This window comes from Cryobacterium sp. PH31-AA6 (assembly GCF_030063195.1).
Lineage (GTDB): Bacteria > Actinomycetota > Actinomycetes > Actinomycetales > Microbacteriaceae > Cryobacterium.
The window spans coordinates 173,649-186,496 of sequence record NZ_JASISS010000004.1 but is presented as its reverse complement, the minus strand read 5'-3'; the positions used below and the strand labels follow the sequence as shown (position 1 = coordinate 186,496).

Here is a 12,848-nt window from a genome sequence, read left to right as displayed (position 1 = left end):
CGACAGGCTCAATCACCGGGCGGGCGGGCAGGGTCGGGGTGATTTCGACGGGCTCAATCACCGGGCGGGCGGGGCAGGGTCGGCGTGATTTCGACAGGCTCAATCACCGGGGGGTCGAGTCCCCTAAGTCACAGCCGACGCCCCTTGTCGCAGCCCTGACCCGGGGCCACACTGATCACACCAGCACCTACCCGAACCCGACCGCTGGAGGTCCACCATGAGCACGCTCGTCGTCTATGACTCAAATTATGGCAACACGAGGATCGTGGCCGAGCAGATCGCCGCCGAGCTCGGAGAGGGAACCGCCGTTGTCTCCGTCGTCGGCCTCACCCCCGACCGTCTCATCGGCGTCGAGCTCCTCGTCGTCGGCTGCCCCATCATCGGCTGGCGGCCGTCACCACGGATGCAGGCCTTCCTGGCCCAGCTGGGGGTCGGCATGTTGCACGGAGTGAGGGCTGCGGCATTCGACACCCGAGTGCGGCTGTTCATTCACGGTGACGCCGCCGGCAGGATCTCCCACGCCCTGGAGAAGGCAGGCGCCCACATCGTCGCCAAGCCCCACGGCTTCATCGTCGATGGGCGTGAGGGGCCACTGGCTGCGGGCGAACTCGACAAGGCAGCGGAATGGGCCGGGTCGATTGTGCCGACCCTGCGGCGCTGACCCGGAAACCGAGAGCGGGCATGCGGAAGGCCCCCGTCGAGAATCGACGAGGGCCTTCCGATCAGCCTGGGCTGTCGTGACTAGCTGGTGAGCGAGTCGACGTAGTCCTTGTTCTCGCTGATCCACTTCTTGACGATCGGGCCGTACTCCTGGCCGTCATAGTCGACGAACATGGCCTTCTCGAGCGAACCGAGCTGGTCGAGGTCCATCTTGTAACCGCCGAGCCACTTCGCGGCCTGCGGGAAGTCGGTACTGAAGTCGGACTTGCCGTAGGAGTGCAGGCTCTCGGCATCGCCGAGGGTTCCCTTGGGGTCTTCGAGGTTCTTGATGCCCAGGGCGCTGTAGACCCAGTGCGGCTGCCACAGGGTGACGACGATGTTCTCGCCGGCCTTCGTTGCGGCGGTCAGCTCGGTGAGCATGGCCGCAGTCGAGGAGGTCAGGAACTCCATCTTGTCCAGACCGTAGCCCGGGATGACCTGATCGGTCACGGCCGCGGTCAGGCCGGCGCCTGGCTCGATGCCGACGATGCGGTTGTTGAACTTGTCGGCGTTCGCGGCGAGGTCGGCCAGGGAGTCGATCGGCGCGTCCTCGTTCACCGCGATGGTGAGCTTGGCCTCGTCGTTCCAGGCACCCAGGTCGGTGATGCCGTCCTTGTATTCCTTGATGTACGAGGCGTGGGTGTTGGGCGCCCAGACATCGAGGGTGAAGTCGTAGTCGCCGGTGGAGAGACCCGAGAACACGGGTGCGACGTCGGCGTACTTCAGCTCTGCGTTGTAGCCCTTCTCGTCGAGAATGGCTTTCCACAGCTCGGAGGCAGCGATGCCCTCATCCCAGCCGTTGAAGACTGCGATGGTGATGTCCTTCTTGTCCTTGTTTCCGTCTCCGACTGTCGAGTCGGCGGCCGCGGAACAGCCGGTCAACGCGAGGAGCCCTGCGGCTCCCATCGCGATGAGGGTACGTGAACGCTTGTTCATGTGATTTTCCTTTCTTGTCGCCCTGCTGCAGGCGACCGGGGGGATACTTCCTGGTGCATGCGGAGACCGCACATGTGGCCACGGCTGCCGAGGCATCCGTGAAGTTGTGGTCAGGCTCGGGTCGTCGCACCGGCGAGCTGCGGGGCATCAGCCGTCGGGGCCGTCGCTGTCGCTGTCACTGTCGCGGAAGCGGAAGCGGAAGCCGAAGCCGACGCCGACGCCGACGCGATGTGCCGGCGGCGTTTGCGTGCGGCGAGGAAACGGCCCAGTGGCGTGTCGCCGTTGCCGAGTGCTGCTGTCAGGCGGTCGAGGAAGATCGCGAGGATCACCACGGCCAGGCCGGCTTCGAAGCCGAGGGCGACGTCGATACGGTTCAGGCTGGCGACGACCTGCGCGCCGAGGCCTCCGGCGCCGACCATACCCGCGATGACAACCATCGAGAGGGACAGCATGATGACCTGGTTGATACCGGCCATGATGGTGGGCATGGCGAGGGGCAGCTGAATCTGGCGCAGGATCCGGAACGGAGATGCCCCGAATGCCTGGCCGGCTTCGACGACCTCGCGGTCGACGCCGCGAATGCCCAGCTCGGTCAGGCGAACACCGGGTGCCATCGCGAAGATGATGGTGGCGACGATTCCGGGAACGACGCCGACTCGGAACAGGATGAGCGCCGGGATCAGGTAGACGAATGCCGGCATGGTCTGCATGAAGTCAAGGATGGGCCGGATGATGCTGGATGCCACCGTCGATTTCGCCGCGAGGATACCCAGCGGAACGCTGAAGATGATTGCCAGGATGCTGGCCACCAGCACCAGGGCGAGCGTGTCCATCGCGTTTTCCCACTGGTTGACGCCCAGGATCAGGGTGAGCCCGAGAATGGTGCCGATGGCGAACTTCATGCCGCGGGTCGCATAGGCCAGCGCAGCCGCGAGGACGATGATCACCCAGAACGGCGGCGACACGAGCAGAAAGTCGACGGCCTCGAAGGCACCGTTGAACGCGGCGCGGATGAAGTCGAAGAAGAAGGCAAAGTTGTCGGTGATCCAGCCGATGAAGCCGTCCACCCAGGTGCCGAGGGGAATGCGGAAGTCGTTCACAGGTCCTTTCCTTCCGTAGCGGTGTCGCGCAGGGTTTCGGTGATCACGCTTATCGAGATGGTCGATGGCGGTTCGATCACGGGCAGCTCGCCCGTGCCGGTGCTGACGTTGCCGAGGGCGGCCAGCAGAGTCACCCGCGGAATCACGCCAAGGAGGCGCTTCTTGGCGTCAACGACGGCGATGGCGAGGTCGCTTTCCACCGAAGGTTCGACCAGGTCCACCAGAGGGGTGTCCGGGCTGACCGAGACCACGTCGTCAAGAATGATCTTGCGAAGGTCGGTCTCTCCCGCCTTGACGAGCTTGAGCACCGCGCGGTCTCGCACGATTCCGACGAAGCTTCCGTCACGGCTGAGCACGTAGGCGGCGGAGGTCTGGAAGTCACGCATTATCCGGAGGGCAGCACGCGGTCCACCGGTCGTCGTGACGACGGCGCGTACCGGCTCCATCACACTGGCGGCAGTGAGCACCCGGGCGCGGTCAACATCCTGAACGAACTGGGCAACGTAGTCGTTGGCCGGGTCGGTGAGGATTTCTTCCGGCGTGCCGATCTGGACGATGCGTCCGTCGCGCATGACCGCGATCCGGTCACCGAGGAACATGGCCTCGTTCAGGTCGTGGGTGATGAAGATGATGGTTTTGCCGAGCTCTGCCTGCAGCTCGATGAGCTGTTCCTGCATTTCCCGGCGGATCAGCGGGTCAAGGGCCGAGAAGGCCTCATCCATCAAGAGCACGTCGGTGTCGGCGGCGAGCGCACGACCGAGGCCGACTCTCTGCTGCATACCGCCGGAAAGCTCGGAGGGGAGGCTGTCGGCCCAGCCGGCCAGACCGACCAGATCGATGATCGTCTGGGCCTTCGCGAGGCGTTCGTCACGGGGCATGCCCTGGATCTCCAGACCGTAGGCCACGTTGTCGATCACCGTTCGGTGCGGCAACAGGGCGAAGTGCTGGAACACCATGGAGATGCTCTTGCGGCGCACGTCGCGCAGTTCCTTGGCGGAAATGCTCGTGATGTCGGTGTCGCCGATGGCCACCGTTCCGGAGGTGGTCTCCCACAGCCCGTTGAGCATCCGGATGAGCGTTGACTTGCCCGAGCCGGACAGGCCCATGACGACGAAGATCTCGCCCTTTTTCACCTCGAATGAGGCGTCAATGACGGCTGCGGTTCCGTGGGAGGACACGTCGTCCCGCGATGCTCCAGCGGTCAGTCTCTTGACAACGTCGTGCGGGCGACGCCCGAAAACTTTGTAAAGTCGGTCAGCCTTAACGGCAATGGTATCGGTCACGGATTCTCCGATGCACGCGGGCGCAGCCGTTTCACGACTGTCGGAAGGGTGCATGTTCTGTCGAACGGGTAGGCCGTGACCGGCCCAGACGCCATTCCGGCGTGGGCTGGGGCGACCATGGGGCCGCCTCCGTCAGAGCCTCACCATACGCACACGGCCAGCACAGTTGCCGGCTCCGTATTCGCGTCCTGATGAAGGGTCGTTAGACCAGAGTCAACTATAACACACCCCGCTTTTAGGGCTTGACGGCGGTTCTTTCCGGTGCCCGATCAGCCGGCAACCCGTGTCCCGTCCCGTCGGCGGAAAGGACGACAGGATTCAGATGATAATCTCAGGTTGACCGGCAGATACGGACTCCACGTCTCGCTGCCGGAAAAGGTTCTTTGGGGGCTCTCTACATGCTTGATCTCGCACCGTCGATTTATCGTCAACGACTGGTCATCGAGGCCTACCCCAAAAACGCGATCACCGCGGAGCAGATCCGCAGTTACCTGACCGGGCTGGCCCCCGTTCTGGAGATGACGGCCCTGATCGAGCCGGTCACCCACCGCAGTGAAGCGTTCGGCTGGGCCGGCTGGACGCACTGGGAAACCTCCGGCGCGCATTTCTATGCGTGGGAACAACCGATTCTCTTCTACAGCGTCGACATCTACACCTGCAAGGCGTTCGACCCGGCCACCGCGGTCACCTACACGAAAGACTTCTTCGGCAGCGACGACGTCGTCCACAAGGAATTCTGATGCCCGATCGGGGTCTCCTGCCGGAGACCACCGAGTTCGTCGCCAGCTATGACCTCACCACGGACGAAGTGGCAGCGTTGACCGCCGAGCTCCTCGCCTCCCTCGCCGGCGCCTGGCCGGACCGGTACCGCTACGTCGGAATCGAATTGCCGGGTGGGAGCAGGTTCTCCGATATCGCCCGACACATCGAACGCGTCGTCTTCGAGGACTGCTTCGGAAACGATGCCGCCGAGATGACTGCAGAATACGGCCCCTATGAGGCCGCCAGCGTCTTTTTCGTCTCTATCGACCGGTCCACGGAATTGCCCAGCGGCGCTCTCCGCGTCATCGGCAACTCCGCCCAGGGCCTCAAGACCCTCAACGATGCCCGGTCCGCGCCGTTCAACATCAGCTTGGAGGATGTCGCGACGCAGCACGGCATCGGCGATCCCGCTTCCGTCTGGGACGCCGGCACCGTCGCCGTCCTGCCGGAGCACCGCAGTGGCGAGGGTGCCGTAAGCGTGCAGCTCTATCGGGCGATGTATCTCTCCGCCATCCAGCACGGCATCGACCACCTCGTTTCGATCATCGACGACGTTCCACTCCGGAAACTCGTCGAGTATCTCGGCATCCCGTTCGTGCCGCTGGCGGATTCGGCGCCCGGACCTTACCTCGGTTCGGTGAAGAGCCAGGCCGTGTACTGCCACATCCCCGACTTCCAACCGAGAACGAGGCGGCACCGGTGGACGGTGCGCGGGTTCCTCGCCCGCAAGCCCCTCGCCCGCCTCGCCAGGGGCAGCGAAGACGACGCACTCAGCCTGATTCGCTGAACTCGTGTAGCGTCCGAAGCAAGCTACCTCCCGGCATACGTCCTCGCCAACGGTTGCGAGACGTCGCACTCACTTCGACAAGAGGTCGCAATGCCTTCCAGCTCCGCCGAAATGAACCGCATCCCCTCATGAGGATTGTTTGTGCGCCCGACTCGTTCAAGGAGTCCATGACCGCGGTCGAGGCCGCCGCTGCGCTGGCCAGGGGAATCCGGCGGGTCGACCCGTCCATCGAGTGTGAGCTCGTGCCCATGGCCGACGGTGGCGAAGGAACCACGGAAGCCCTCGTCGCGGCGCTTCACGGGGAGTTCGTCGAAGCCGACTGCCATGACGCGCTGAACCGGCCGATCACAGGACGGTTCGGGTTCGTACCGCGCAGTCGCCTGGCGGTCATCGAGGTCGCCGAGACCGCCGGGCTGGCCCAGATCGATCCGCCGGAACGGGATCCCTGGGCGGCCACCTCGCGCGGCGTCGGCGAGCTGATCAGGACGGCGCTGGACCGCGGGGCGACGGAGTTCATCATCGGCTTGGGTGGATCAGCGACGAACGACGCCGGCACCGGCATGCTGACCGCGCTGGGTGCCCGGTTCCTCGATCGCGGTGGCCTGCCGATAGCCGATGGAGCCAGGGGTCTGAACTCCCTCGTCTCGGTGGACCTTGGAGCGTTGGATGACCGGCTGCAATCCGTGACGTTTCGGATCGCCAACGACGTATCCAATCCACTACTGGGTCACAACGGCGCCTCGGCGGTGTACGGACCGCAGAAGGGCGCCACCCCCAGAGATGTCCTCGCGCTGGACGCGGCCGTGGCCCGTTGGGCCGAGGTCGTGGAATCGGCGTTCGCGCGTCAGGTTCGCGACATTCCCGGTTCCGGTGCCGCCGGTGGCCTCGGAGCGGCCTTCGCCGCCGCCACAAACGCGACCATGGAAAGCGGTGTCGAACTGGTCAGGGACGCGGTCGGGCTCCAAGCGCGGATCGCCGGAGCCGACTGGGTGTTCACCGGCGAGGGAGGCATCGACAAGCAGACCGCGTTCGGCAAGACGCCGTGGGGTGTCGCCCAGGCGGCCAGGGCTGAGGGTGTGCCGACCATCCTCTTCGGCGGACGGATCAGTGATGACGCCTACGAGCTCATCGGTGACGCCGTGGTCGCAGTGGTGCCGATCCTTCGGCGGGTGACGGATCTGCCGACCGCGCTGCGTGCCGGCAGCATGAACCTTGAACGTGCCGCGGAGACCATTACGCGCCTACTCACGGCCCGTCCGCCGGGATCGTAGCCCGCCAGCCTCCGAACGCGGCCGCGACGGTCCAACAGGGTCTACCCGACAAGTCTGACAGCCCGCCGAGTATTACCAAGTCAGCGACCACTCGCGCGGCAAGCTGGGTACTATTCGGAATACCTGACTCGGAGCCGAGTTCGCGGTCGCTCGACACTTCCGGCAAGGCGCTCGATTCCCCCAACCGTGATCGCGCTTGAAAGGAAGTCCTCATCGTGGATAGTTTCACCTCACCCCGCCGGCGCCGCCTTGCCCTCGCTATCGGCAGTGCCGCCGCTCTCGCCCTGACAGCTGCGTTCGCCGGTCCCGCCCAGGCGGCTCCGGCCCATCAGGCGACTCCGACCCAGACCTATCACGTCGCCCTGGACACGCTGAATGACTCAGGCGCCTCCGGGTTCGCCAACCTCGCCCTGCGAGGGGACCAGCTCACGGTGATCATCAATGCCCGAGGCCTGACCCCCGGCCTGGCGCACGCACAGCACCTGCACTACTCGCCCGCTGCCGCCCACACCTGCCCTCCGCCTTCGGCCGACACCAACGGTGATGGCATGATCTCGCTCGCCGAGGGGGTCCCGTTCTACGGCGGTGTGGAGATCTCGCTGACCACCAGCGGTGACTCGTCACCGAGTAGCGCATTGGCGCTCGACCGGATGCCGGTTGCGAAGGCCAATGGCATCCTGCACTACAAGCGGACCTTCACGGTTACCCCGGCTCAGGCTGCGGAAATCACCGACTTCGTGGTCGTCCAGCACGGTGTAGCGAACAACGGCTACCAGGCCACTCTGCCGACCGACTGCGGCGCCGTGAACTGAGCCGGGCAGCGCACACAGCGGCCGGCGGCATGCACGACCATCGCTGTGACGACCATCTGTGACGACCATCGCTGTCACGACCATCGCTGTGAGATGAAGAAAGCCCCTGGCCAGGTGTTTCCACAGGTCAGGGGCTTTTTTCCCACGTTGTGCACCCCCCCGGACTTGAACCGGGAACCCACTGATTAAGAGTCAGTTGCTCTGCCAATTGAGCTAGAGGTGCGTATTTCCGACCCGGGCTGACCCGAACCGACTCTAGAGACTAACATCCCGAAGGGCTTCGATGCGAATCGAGGCGCGAACCGGTGAGTCGCCCCCGGAATTACTATTCTTGACCGTGTGACCGAACCCCGAACACCCACTCTCGACGACGACCTTGCCCTCGCGACTCTCCTCGCAGACGTGGCCGACGCAATCTCCCGGGAGCGGTTCACCGCCCTCGACCTCGTCGTCACCGAGAAGCCCGATCGCACCCCCGTGACGGATGCCGACCAGGCCGTCGAGCGCGCCATCCGCGCCACCCTGGCCGAGCACCGCCCGGCCGACGGCATCCTCGGTGAGGAATATGGCACCGAGGGCACCACCGCCAGGCAGTGGATCATCGATCCCATCGACGGCACGGCCGGGTTCCTCCGCGGAATCCCGATCTGGGGCACCCTCATCGCCCTGGCCGTTGACGGGGTACCCGTCGTCGGCTTGGTGAGCGCACCGGCGCTGGGCAAACGCTGGTGGGCGCGCACGGGGGGTGGAGCCTGGATGACCGACGAGCGCAGCCCCGGCGCGGTACCCAGCCGGTTGCGGGTCTCCGGTGTGAGCACGCTTGACCACGCCTCCCTGAGCTACAACAGCATCCAGCAATGGGACCAGGCCGGGCACCTGGACGCCCTCGTGAAGCTCTCCCGGCAGGTCTGGCGCACCCGTGCATACGGCGATATGTGGTCATACATGCTGCTGGCGGAGGGGCTCCTCGACATCGCGAGTGAATTCGACCTCAAACCGTACGACATGGCCGCCATTGTGCCAATCGTGCAGGAGGCCGGCGGCCGGTTCACCTCGGTCGATGGCCAGGCCGGCCCGTGGCACGGCAGCGCCTTGGCCACCAACGGACTCCTGCACGAGGTGACCCTTCGCACCATCGGTCTGGCCGGCCCCGTCGGTAACGACGACTAGTGCCGGCCGGGAAGAAGCGCCGCTCGTCGACAGCACCCGCTGTCGCGCTCCTTCGCGGCGCCAGGATCGTCGCTGCGGTGACCCTCTCCGTCTCCCTCGCCGGCTGTGGCGCGGTCGCCGATCTGCTGCCTGCGCCACCGCCGAGCGAACCCGCCGCGAGCGGGCCGACCGCTGCGGTCACCACGCCGAGCCTCGCGGTCGGCGATTGTCTCAACGACCTCGACACGACGTCCGACGCCACGATCCCGCTCTCCCCCTGCGCCGCCCCGCACAGCTACGAGGTCTACCAGGTCTTCACCGTCCCCGGCGACGACTACCCGGGCGACAACGCGGTCACCGCCGCCGCCGAATCTGGTTGCGCCACCCGGTTCGATGCCTTCGCGGCGATCGCCTACCGCGCTTCGACACTCGACTTCGCCTATCGCATCCCGGCGGCCGCCACGTGGGCCGACGCCGGCGGGCACGACGTGGCCTGTCTGATCTTCGATCCCGCCGGGTCCACGACCGGCTCCCTGGCGGGCGCCACCCGCTGAGAACCCGACCGGCCCCGGTGACCGTACTCTGGAGGAATGAGGATCAATGCCTTCACGGACGTCTGCCTGCGGGTGGCAATGCTCCTCGCCGCGGCTCCTGAGGGCGCCCTACTCACGTCGCGGGTCATCGCCGACGGCGTCGACACCCCCTACACGCACGTCAGCAAGGCGATCATCCGGCTGCGGGAGTTGGAAGTCGTCGAGGTGGTTCGGGGCCGATTCGGCGGCGTGCGCATCAGCGCGGCCGGCCGAGAGACCACGGTCGGCTGGCTGATGCGTCGACTCGACACCCGCGCCGACCTGGCCGACTGCGAAACTCCTCACGGCGACTGTCCGTTGAGCGGCGGGTGCGGCCTCCGTGCCGCCCTGCGGCGGGCCAGGGAGGCCTTCTACGCCGAGCTGGACGGCACCACGATCTCGAGCCTCGCCCCACGCCGCCGCTCTGGACCGGTCCCCCTGACGCTGAGCGGCCTGCTCGGGAACGCTCCGTAGCGTCGGACACTTCGCGCGACCGGTTTGTGCCGTAATTCCGTAAATTGGTATTTCCAATGCTAGTTTGATAAGCATCCCCCAACCCCCAAGGAGCCGGCATGCTGTCACCCCAGTCACTTCCCCTGATCGAAGCCACGCTCCCGCTCGTCGGTGAACGCATGCCCCAGATCGCCCAGAACTTCTACGGCCGCATGCTCACCGCCCACCCCGAACTCTTCGACGGCCTCTTCAGCCGATCCAACCAGAAGAGCGGAACCCAGCAGCAGGCGCTGGCCGGCAGCATCGCCGTCTTCGCGACCTACCTGGTGACGAATCCGGAGACCACCCCGGAGGCCATGCTCTCCCGCATCGCCCACAAGCACGTCTCCCTCGACATCCGCCCGGAACAGTACGACGTCGTCTACAAATACCTCTTCGAGGCGATCGCCGACGAGCTCAGCGATGTGATTACGGCCGAGATCGCCGGCGCCTGGACCGAGGTCTACTGGCTGATGGCTCACGCCCTGATCAAGATGGAGAAGGGACTCTACGCCGGCGCCGCCAGCGACCGGCCCCTCGCCCCCTGGGTCGTGACCGGCAAGGAAGCCGCCGGAACGGATGCAATCACCTTCACCCTCGAGCCCGCCGACGACACCCCGGTCACACCAAGCCTGCCCGGACAGTACGTCAGCGTCACGGTGCGGATGCCGGACGGCATCCGGCAGGTGCGCCAGTACTCGCTCTCCGCGGGCACCGCCACCACTCGCGTTTTCACCACGAAGCTCGACGCCGACGGCGAGGTCTCCCCCGCGCTGCACCGCGACGTGCAGATCGGCGACACCCTGATCCTGTCCAATCCCTGCGGCGATATCACCCTGGCGGAGGGCGACTCCCCGCTGGTGCTGGCCTCGGCAGGCATCGGCTGCACCCCGAGCGCGTCGATCCTGCGGTCGCTCGTCGACGGCGCCTCCAAGCGGGAGGTGCTGGTGCTGCACGCCGAAAGCACACTCGAGAGCTGGGCACTGCGCGAGCAGATGCGCGAAGACGTTGCCCTCCTCGAGACGGCCGAGCTGGAACTCTGGCTCGAAACCCCGAGCGATGGCGCCCACAACGGCTTCATGTCGCTGGAAAACGTCGTGATCCCCGAGAACGCCTCGGTCTACCTGTGCGGCCCTCTGCCATTCATGCGCAGCCTCCGCGCGCAGGCTCTGGAGTCCGGCATCCCAGCCGAACGCATCCACTACGAGATCTTCGGCCCTGACCTCTGGCTCGCGAGCGTCTGAGCGGTCAGGCCTCGCTCCCCCACTGGGTGCCGTCGAGGTCGCCGCGTAGGGTTCCGGTCGCCTTGTCGACCGCAGCCCCGACGGTGTCGGCAAACCGTTCGGGTGGGAAACGCCGGTTCAACCCGTAGTCACGCAGGTGATCCTTCACGGGCCCCTTCATCTCGGCGAAGATGAGGACGATCCCCCGGGAGGCGAGGAAATCGTCGAGCCCCAGCAGTTCGTCGACCGCGGTCGTGTCGATGTCGGTGATCGGCTCGGCCGCGAGGATGACGGTGTGCAGATCGCGGTCGGCGCCGGTGACGGACGCTCTCACGTAGTCGTCGAAGATCCCGCCGTTGGCGAAGAAGAGCGGGGCGTCGAAGCGCACGATCATGATGCCGGGCAGGCGCTCACCCTCCGGATGCCTGGACAGGTCGTGGTAGCCGCGAACGCCCCTGATCCGGCCGAGTTCAGCGCGGTAGGGGCGCCAGGCACGGCTGACGAAGGCGCCCAGTGACAGCACGATCGCCACCGCGATGCCCTCGATCACCCCGAACACCAGAACCCCCAGGAATGCCGCGAGGGACAGCCCGGCGTCGACCTTGTTCATCCGGATCAGGGCGATCAAGCCACGCACGTCGATCAGGCCGGCCGCGGCCACCATGACCACGGCGGCGATGGCCGCGGTGGGCAGGTAGGCGGTCACCCCGGGAGCCACCAGCATGAACACCACGATGAGCACGGCCCCGACCACCCCGGTGAGTTGTGTGCGTGACCCTGCCCTTTCCGCGACGGGCGTGCGCGACGAAGACGCCGATACGGGAAACCCGCCGAGCAGCCCCGCCGCGACGTTGGACACGCCGATTGCCGCCATTTCCTGGCTTCCGTTGACGTTCTCTCCCCGGCGGGCCGCGAACGTGCGCGACAGCACCGCCGTGTCGGCAAAAGCGATGAGCGCAATCCCCAGGGCCGGGACCACCAATGCCGCCGCGTCCGCCCAGTCGAGTCCGCCGAGCGCCGGCGCCGGGAGCCCCTTGGGCAGCGCCCCGACGACGCGCACGACGTCCTGCAGGCCGAAGACCATGGTCAGAACGGTGGACAGTACGACGGCCACGAGAACCCCGGGGATCCGGGCCCTGCCCCGAGTCGTCACCACGATGAGGCCAAGCGAAGCGAGACCGAAGAGCAGCGCGATCGGGTTGACCTGCCCGCCCAGCACGCCCGACACGATGGCGACCGCGTCGCGGCTGGGCGACTCGGACCTGATCGAGAAACCCAGGAACGCGGGAAGCTGCGACACGATCACGAGCAGCGCCAGCGCATTGAGGTAACCGACTCGAATGGGCCTGGACAACAGATCGGTCACGAATCCGAGCCGGAGCACTCCGCCGAACAGGAGGATCACTCCGACCATGATCGCCAGGAGCCCGGCCAGGGCGACGGCGCGCTCGTCATCGCCGAGGGAGAGCGGGATTATTGCGGCCGCGATGATTGGCGCCAGGGCTGAATCCGGCCCGAGGACCAGTACTCGGGATGGCCCGAACAGAGCGTAGGCGGCCAGAGGAATGATCGTGGCGTACAGGCCCGTGACGGGAGGCAGTCCCGCGACCTCCGCATAGCCGATGCCCACCGGGATGAGCAGCGCCGTCAAGACCAGTCCGGCGCGGAGGTCGGGCAGAAGCCACGCGCGCCGGTAGCCCAGTGCCGTGTCGATCCCGGGCACCAAACTCCGCAGCCACTTCGAAGCCATGCAGCTCCTCCC

At 66.2% G+C, this 12,848-nt stretch carries 13 protein-coding genes and 1 tRNA gene; 9 read left to right on the top strand and 5 right to left on the bottom strand.

Features of this window, described 5'->3' with window-relative positions:
- Positions 1-217 precede the first annotated feature (217 nt).
- Entirely contained in the window at positions 218-661 is a 444-nt protein-coding gene (locus QMG61_RS05590; protein WP_283493347.1) for a flavodoxin family protein, read from the top strand.
- Between the two features lie 80 nt (positions 662-741).
- Here QMG61_RS05590 and QMG61_RS05585 read toward each other — a convergent pair whose 3' ends face one another.
- The 3 genes from QMG61_RS05585 to QMG61_RS05575 form a co-directional block, all read right to left on the bottom strand.
- Positions 742-1,635, bottom strand: a complete 894-nt coding sequence (locus QMG61_RS05585; protein ID WP_283493346.1) for a glycine betaine ABC transporter substrate-binding protein — start codon at positions 1,633-1,635, stop codon at positions 742-744.
- A 110-nt stretch (positions 1,636-1,745) separates the two neighbouring features.
- On the bottom strand, positions 1,746-2,735 hold the full coding sequence (locus QMG61_RS05580; RefSeq protein ID WP_283493345.1) for an ABC transporter permease: 990 nt from the start codon (positions 2,733-2,735) through the stop codon (positions 1,746-1,748).
- Complete coding sequence (locus QMG61_RS05575) at positions 2,732-4,072, bottom strand: quaternary amine ABC transporter ATP-binding protein (RefSeq protein ID WP_502847012.1); 1,341 nt, start codon at positions 4,070-4,072, stop codon at positions 2,732-2,734. The genes QMG61_RS05580 and QMG61_RS05575 overlap by 4 nt, the downstream gene beginning before the upstream one ends.
- A gap of 344 nt (positions 4,073-4,416) precedes the next feature.
- Between QMG61_RS05575 and QMG61_RS05570 the strand changes: the two genes are divergently transcribed.
- From QMG61_RS05570 to QMG61_RS05555, 4 genes are all read left to right on the top strand, one after another.
- Positions 4,417-4,758: an S-adenosylmethionine decarboxylase gene (locus QMG61_RS05570; protein WP_283493343.1), complete on the top strand. Its 342-nt coding sequence runs from the start codon at positions 4,417-4,419 to the stop codon at positions 4,756-4,758.
- Positions 4,758-5,567 (top strand): hypothetical protein, encoded by an 810-nt coding sequence (locus QMG61_RS05565; RefSeq protein WP_283493342.1) that lies wholly within the window; start codon positions 4,758-4,760, stop codon positions 5,565-5,567. Before QMG61_RS05570 ends, QMG61_RS05565 begins: the two co-directional genes overlap by 1 nt.
- 128 nt (positions 5,568-5,695) lie before the next feature.
- Complete coding sequence (locus QMG61_RS05560; protein ID WP_283493341.1) at positions 5,696-6,838, top strand: glycerate kinase; 1,143 nt, start codon at positions 5,696-5,698, stop codon at positions 6,836-6,838.
- A 215-nt stretch (positions 6,839-7,053) separates the two neighbouring features.
- A complete protein-coding gene (locus QMG61_RS05555; RefSeq protein WP_283493340.1) occupies positions 7,054-7,650 on the top strand; it encodes a hypothetical protein in 597 nt (198 codons plus the stop codon).
- A gap of 150 nt (positions 7,651-7,800) precedes the next feature.
- Here the strand turns inward: QMG61_RS05555 and QMG61_RS05550 are convergent.
- Positions 7,801-7,873: transfer RNA gene (locus QMG61_RS05550), tRNA-Lys, on the bottom strand.
- 116 nt (positions 7,874-7,989) lie between these two features.
- On the opposite strand from QMG61_RS05550, the gene QMG61_RS05545 reads away from it, so the two are divergent.
- From QMG61_RS05545 to QMG61_RS05530, 4 genes are all read left to right on the top strand, one after another.
- Positions 7,990-8,820 (top strand): inositol monophosphatase family protein, encoded by an 831-nt coding sequence (locus QMG61_RS05545; protein ID WP_283493339.1) that lies wholly within the window; start codon positions 7,990-7,992, stop codon positions 8,818-8,820.
- Positions 8,820-9,353 (top strand): septum formation family protein, encoded by a 534-nt coding sequence (locus tag QMG61_RS05540; protein ID WP_283493338.1) that lies wholly within the window; start codon positions 8,820-8,822, stop codon positions 9,351-9,353. Before QMG61_RS05545 ends, QMG61_RS05540 begins: the two co-directional genes overlap by 1 nt.
- A gap of 36 nt (positions 9,354-9,389) precedes the next feature.
- Complete coding sequence (locus QMG61_RS05535) at positions 9,390-9,845, top strand: RrF2 family transcriptional regulator (RefSeq protein ID WP_283493337.1); 456 nt, start codon at positions 9,390-9,392, stop codon at positions 9,843-9,845.
- Positions 9,846-9,943: 98 nt separating this feature from the next.
- Entirely contained in the window at positions 9,944-11,107 is a 1,164-nt protein-coding gene (locus QMG61_RS05530; RefSeq protein WP_283493336.1) for a globin domain-containing protein, read from the top strand.
- Between the two features lie 4 nt (positions 11,108-11,111).
- Here QMG61_RS05530 and QMG61_RS05525 read toward each other — a convergent pair whose 3' ends face one another.
- Positions 11,112-12,836 (bottom strand): SulP family inorganic anion transporter, encoded by a 1,725-nt coding sequence (locus QMG61_RS05525; RefSeq protein ID WP_283493335.1) that lies wholly within the window; start codon positions 12,834-12,836, stop codon positions 11,112-11,114.
- Positions 12,837-12,848: the final 12 nt, after the last annotated feature.

Coding starts and splice junctions, on each gene's coding strand:
- QMG61_RS05590 (WP_283493347.1), top strand. CDS start 218: ATGAGCACGCTCGTCGTCTATGACTCAAATTATGGCAACACGAGGATC.
- QMG61_RS05585 (WP_283493346.1), bottom strand. CDS start 1,635: ATGAACAAGCGTTCACGTACCCTCATCGCGATGGGAGCCGCAGGGCTC.
- QMG61_RS05575 (WP_502847012.1), bottom strand. CDS start 4,072: ATGCACCCTTCCGACAGTCGTGAAACGGCTGCGCCCGCGTGCATCGGA.
- QMG61_RS05570 (WP_283493343.1), top strand. CDS start 4,417: ATGCTTGATCTCGCACCGTCGATTTATCGTCAACGACTGGTCATCGAG.
- QMG61_RS05565 (WP_283493342.1), top strand. CDS start 4,758: ATGCCCGATCGGGGTCTCCTGCCGGAGACCACCGAGTTCGTCGCCAGC.
- QMG61_RS05560 (WP_283493341.1), top strand. CDS start 5,696: ATGAGGATTGTTTGTGCGCCCGACTCGTTCAAGGAGTCCATGACCGCG.
- QMG61_RS05535 (WP_283493337.1), top strand. CDS start 9,390: ATGAGGATCAATGCCTTCACGGACGTCTGCCTGCGGGTGGCAATGCTC.
- QMG61_RS05530 (WP_283493336.1), top strand. CDS start 9,944: ATGCTGTCACCCCAGTCACTTCCCCTGATCGAAGCCACGCTCCCGCTC.
- QMG61_RS05525 (WP_283493335.1), bottom strand. CDS start 12,836: ATGGCTTCGAAGTGGCTGCGGAGTTTGGTGCCCGGGATCGACACGGCA.